Origin of the sequence: Brevundimonas sp., from assembly GCF_016463295.1 — a bacterium.
GTDB lineage: Bacteria > Pseudomonadota > Alphaproteobacteria > Caulobacterales > Caulobacteraceae > Brevundimonas.
Window position 1 is genome coordinate 1 of the sequence record NZ_JAEMRO010000127.1, and the last position, 4207, is coordinate 4207.

Consider the following 4207-nt stretch of genomic DNA (forward strand, 5'->3'; position numbering starts at 1 on the left):
CGCGCCAGCAGCGGCCCCAGCACATTGAAGCTGGCCCGCATCTGCCGCACCAGATCATAGGGGGCGAAGGTCGAGCTGATGCTGGCCCCGTGGAACAGGGTCTCCTGCCCGTCCGCGCCGTCACGCTCCGTGACCTCCACGCCCAGCGCCTTCAGCAACCGGCCCAGGAATTTCGTATCCGCCAGACGCGGCATGTTCTTCAGCAGCAAAGGCTGATCGGTCAGGATCGAGGCCGCCATCAGCTTCAGCGCCGAATTCTTGGCCCCGCTGACGGGAATCGTTCCGTTCAGGCGGTGGCCGCCCTGGATGACAATGCTGTCCATGAAGTCTCTGTATCTGCCCTGAGGGCCAGGGCAACGGCCAAGGCGGATCGGCTATCTAGCGCGTCCGCCCCCTTTTGCGAAAGGGCGCGGCGTCAGCAGACGGATGACATTCAGTTGCGCGGCTTTTCCGGTCGGGACGCGGTCGCCGCCGCCTTGCGCCGCTTCAGATTGTCCCGCAACGCCGTGGCCAGTCGCTGGGCCCGGGGCGTTGCCGTGGCCTTGCTGTTCTTGGGTCGCCCATCGGCCCGCTCGGACGCGGTGCCGGGGACGGGTACTGCGGACGCTGGGGAATCAGGATCGGCCATGGGACGATCAGACCCTTGCCGCAGCTTTTTCGCAAGCGACCGAATTCGGGGCTTCCCTGCGTCGTTGCGGTTGGCTATAGGCCCCCTTCCTCACGAGCGAAATCGGTCGAGCCTCTTGGCGAGGCTCAGATTTCGCTCAATGCAGGAATGACCAATCCTTGGTTTGAAGCCAAACAGGATTGGTCGTGGCCGCCGTAGCTCAGTGGTAGAGCGCATCCTTGGTAAGGCTGAGGTCGAGAGTTCGATTCTCTCCGGCGGCACCATCTGCAGACATCGACGGGGCCCGGCTTGTGAAAGCCGGGCCCCGCTGACGTTCTGGCCTATCTCTGGCTTCAGGCCTTGGCGTTATCGTTCACGCCGGCATCCGCGATCGTGGTCAGGTCCAGATCGGTCTGAGATTCTTCCTGCAGGGTTTCGTCCAGCAGCTTGGCCGCATCCTTCATGCCCAGCTCATTGGCCCAGCGCTTCAGCGTGCCATAGCGCGTGATCTCATAGTGTTCGACGGCCTGGGCCGCCGCCAGCAGGCCGGCGTCCAGGGCGGGCGAGCCCTTGTATTCTTCCATGATCTCGTCACCCTCGGCCAGAATGCCTTCGATGGCGTCGCAGGTCTTGCCGCGCGGGGCCTTGCCGATGATTTCGAACACCTGTTGCAGGCGTTCGATCTGGCCTTCGGTCTGATCCTTGTGCTTCTCGAACGCGGCCTTCAGTTCGGGCGACTGGGCGGCGCGGGCCATCTTGGGCAGGGACTTCAGGATCTTGCGCTCGGCGTAATAGATGTCCTTCAGCGTGTCGTGGAACAGGTCGTTCAGGGTCTTGTCGGCCATGGGGTGTCTCCGTGTGGGGGACCCTCACAACCGGCCCGGACCCGGTCCGTTCCTATGTCCAAACATGGACATTGGGCCTGACATCGGCTGTTGGCGGACAAAGAAAAAAGGCCCGATCCTGCGACCGGGCCTTCCACTATTCTGCGGCGGTGACGGGCGGCTCTACAGCCAGCCGTTGCCCAGGCGGACCGCCGGGTCGCGCCACCCGGTCCTCGAAGCGCAGGGCATCTTCCGGCGTCTGACGACCGGGAAAGGCATAGCCGAAGTCGCTGAAATAATTTCGTCCCAGCCCGTATCCGCGTCCGTAACCGCCATAGCCGCCGTACGGATAACCGTAGCCATAGCCGTTCTCGACCTGGCGATAGCTCAGGTTGAGTCGCCCGTTCTCGCCGATCGGCAGCGACACCGCTGCCCCATAGCTGCGATAGCCGCCGGTGCCGAAGCCGACATCGACTTCGCTGTGCATCTTGCGGTCGTCCATCAGGCGAAGGGAGTCGCTGGAATAGGGCTTCTCGTCCGGCGACCGCGCCGCGATCCAGCGGTCGATCTGTTCGTCCGTGGTCAGGCCGTGAGCGTCCGACGCCTGCTGGGCCGCCCCCTGGGCACTGGGCGCGGTCGGCGCAGTCGCTGTGGCATCCAGAGAGACGGAGGTGGCGGGAGCCGTCGAGATGACGCCGTCCGGCTCATCACCCATGGGCGGGCGGACCGCCAGGGTCGCCGCCATCATCAGGGTCGTCATCAACATCCGGCCAACTCCTGTACAGATACCACCTTAGCGCCAATTGCGGCCAAGGTCAGGCCCTGCCGTCGCCGCGCCCCAGAGGGTCGGGCAAGGCCTCGCCCTCGGCCACGAACGTCAGGGCGACCGAGTTGATACAATAGCGCAAGCCGCTGGGCGGCGGTCCGTCTGGGAAGACATGGCCCTGATGGCTGTCACAGCGCGCGCAGCGGGTCTCGGTCCGCACCATGCCATAGGACCGGTCGGTGATCGCCTTCACATGGGCCTCGTCCACCGGCTGGCTGAAGCTGGGCCAGCCCGTGCCGCTCTCGAACTTGGTGCCCTGTTTGAACAGCGGCAGGCCGCATTCGCGGCAGCAGAAGACGCCGACCCGCTTCTCGCCCAGCAGGGTCCCGCAGAACGGGGCCTCTGTGCCATGCGCCAGCAGCACCCGGCGCTCCTCCTCGTTGAGGTCCGCCTCCAGCCGCGCCCGTTCGGCATCGTCGGGCGGCGTCAGGTCGTAGCCGGAGGGAGACAGGTTGGCGGCGTCGGGGGAGAGGTTTGTCATGCCCCTGAAATAGGAAAGGCCGGACCGGGGTTCCACCCCCGCCCGGCCTCACCTTCAGCGCAAACTGTTGACGACCGCGTCGTCGGCTTTAGCAATCCAACAGGCGTTAAGCCCCGAACAGCGTCCCGACCCAGGCGCGCACGGCATTTTCGTCCGCCGGATTGCCCGTATAGGCCAGGCCTTCGGCCGGTATGTACGGCTGGTTGTTGGCGCGGGTACGCCCCGTCCACGCCTTGTGGCCATAGCTGAGCTGCGCATAGTTCGACGGCAGACGCTCGACCGTCGGATCGATGAAGATCGAATCGGTCGCCGTCGTCGAACCCGCGATCCGCACGTTCGGCATCTTGCTCAGCAGGTCCAGCGTATCCAGGCAGCCGCCCGAACAACCTGCATCCACCAGCACGACGACTGGCCCCTGCACCGGATTGGCGGCACCGGTGTCGGCGGCCAGTTCGGGCCCCGTCAGGGTGAAGGTCGTCTGACCCGCTGCGATGGCCGCATCGAAGGCGGCGACGATTTCCAGCGTCTGGGCGATCACCTGGGGTGCCTCGGCGACGAAGCTGGGGTCCGCCTGCATCCGACCGGCTGCGGCTGCGTACCAGTCGCGGTTGCCCTGGGTGGCACGATAGGTGATGGCACCGGCCGCAGGCTGGCGGCTGATGGTGAACTCCGGCGTCCAGATGCGGTTGGCCAGGCCATAGCCCCGCCGCGTCGAACTGGTGACCGAGTTTCCGGCTGCGGCGCGCAGATCGATGACCAGCCCCTGCGGCCCACGCAGCGTCTCGACCTGGGCCTCGACGGCGGCGTTGAAGGCGTCCCAGCCGGCGTTGTCGTCAAACGAATGCACATTCAGCCACGGACGCCCGTTCACCGTCTCGATCGACAGCGGCGTCGCAGGCGGCATGTAGACGGTCGCGCGATAGGCGGCTTCCAGCGCCGCCGGCGTCACGGGCACGGGACGCAGCTGGAACTCACGCGGACGACCGCGATTGCCGACTTGGAAGTTGCACAGGCTCGGCACACCCGAAGTGAAGGGGTTGTTGCGGTTCCACAGCAGATAGGGCGCGGACGTCACGCGCCCGGCCTCGGTGTCCAGATTGCCTTCCCACAGATCCAGCTTGGCCCGGGCCAGCTCTTCGGCCGTCGTGCCGTTGCAGTCCACAAGGGTCGCGCCCAGCGGCGGCGTACCTCGCACCCCGTCCTGGATATAGGTCACCACATATTTGCCCCCGCGCCAGCCGGTCGTGAAACCGGGCCAGCTGGTGCCGAAGTAGGGCCCCAGACCCTCGTACGTCGGACGGATGGAAATGTTCGAATCGCGGAAGCCGGCTCCGTAGTAGCGCATCAGATAGGCGTGGCTGTCGCCGCTGTTGACCCGATCCGCCCGGCCCAAGGCATCCGCCAGCCCCGCATCGATCCAGCTGCGGAACGTCTCGCTCTGCGCACCCGGCAGGGCGGCGGCGGGGTGG

General features: G+C 66.0%; 5 protein-coding genes, 1 tRNA gene and 1 pseudogene. 1 reads left to right on the top strand and 6 read right to left on the bottom strand.

Annotation, left to right across the window (positions count from 1 at the left end):
- Together JHC81_RS13890 and JHC81_RS13895 are read right to left on the bottom strand one after the other, a co-directional pair.
- A pseudogene (locus JHC81_RS13890) lies at positions 1-323 on the bottom strand (UDP-N-acetylglucosamine 1-carboxyvinyltransferase); the annotation flags it as partial.
- A 110-nt stretch (positions 324-433) separates the two neighbouring features.
- Positions 434-628 carry a hypothetical protein gene (locus JHC81_RS13895; protein WP_292175666.1) on the bottom strand — a complete coding sequence of 65 codons (195 nt, stop codon included), beginning with the start codon at positions 626-628 and terminating at the stop codon, positions 434-436.
- Between the two features lie 188 nt (positions 629-816).
- Here JHC81_RS13895 and JHC81_RS13900 point away from each other — a divergent pair.
- Positions 817-891: transfer RNA gene (locus tag JHC81_RS13900), tRNA-Thr, on the top strand.
- A gap of 69 nt (positions 892-960) precedes the next feature.
- Here the strand turns inward: JHC81_RS13900 and JHC81_RS13905 are convergent.
- The 4 genes from JHC81_RS13905 to JHC81_RS13920 all read right to left on the bottom strand — a co-directional run.
- Positions 961-1452, bottom strand: a complete 492-nt coding sequence (locus JHC81_RS13905; RefSeq protein ID WP_292175667.1) for a ferritin-like domain-containing protein — start codon at positions 1450-1452, stop codon at positions 961-963.
- A 136-nt stretch (positions 1453-1588) separates the two neighbouring features.
- Entirely contained in the window at positions 1589-2197 is a 609-nt protein-coding gene (locus tag JHC81_RS13910) for a hypothetical protein (protein WP_292175668.1), read from the bottom strand.
- Positions 2198-2246: 49 nt separating this feature from the next.
- Positions 2247-2738 (bottom strand): peptide-methionine (R)-S-oxide reductase MsrB, encoded by a 492-nt coding sequence (gene msrB, locus JHC81_RS13915; RefSeq protein WP_292175671.1) that lies wholly within the window; start codon positions 2736-2738, stop codon positions 2247-2249.
- Positions 2739-2844: 106 nt separating this feature from the next.
- Positions 2845-4207, bottom strand: a 1363-nt coding sequence (locus JHC81_RS13920; protein ID WP_292175672.1) for a hypothetical protein, incomplete at its 5' end; no start/stop codon positions are given.

What these genes read in the sequence shown, in the direction of transcription:
- JHC81_RS13905 (WP_292175667.1), bottom strand. Translation starts at nt 1,452, where the DNA reads ATGGCCGACAAGACCCTGAACGACCTGTTCCACGACACGCTGAAGGAC.
- JHC81_RS13895 (WP_292175666.1), bottom strand. Translation starts at nt 628, where the DNA reads ATGGCCGATCCTGATTCCCCAGCGTCCGCAGTACCCGTCCCCGGCACC.
- msrB (WP_292175671.1), bottom strand. Translation starts at nt 2,738, where the DNA reads ATGACAAACCTCTCCCCCGACGCCGCCAACCTGTCTCCCTCCGGCTAC.
- JHC81_RS13910 (WP_292175668.1), bottom strand. Translation starts at nt 2,197, where the DNA reads ATGTTGATGACGACCCTGATGATGGCGGCGACCCTGGCGGTCCGCCCG.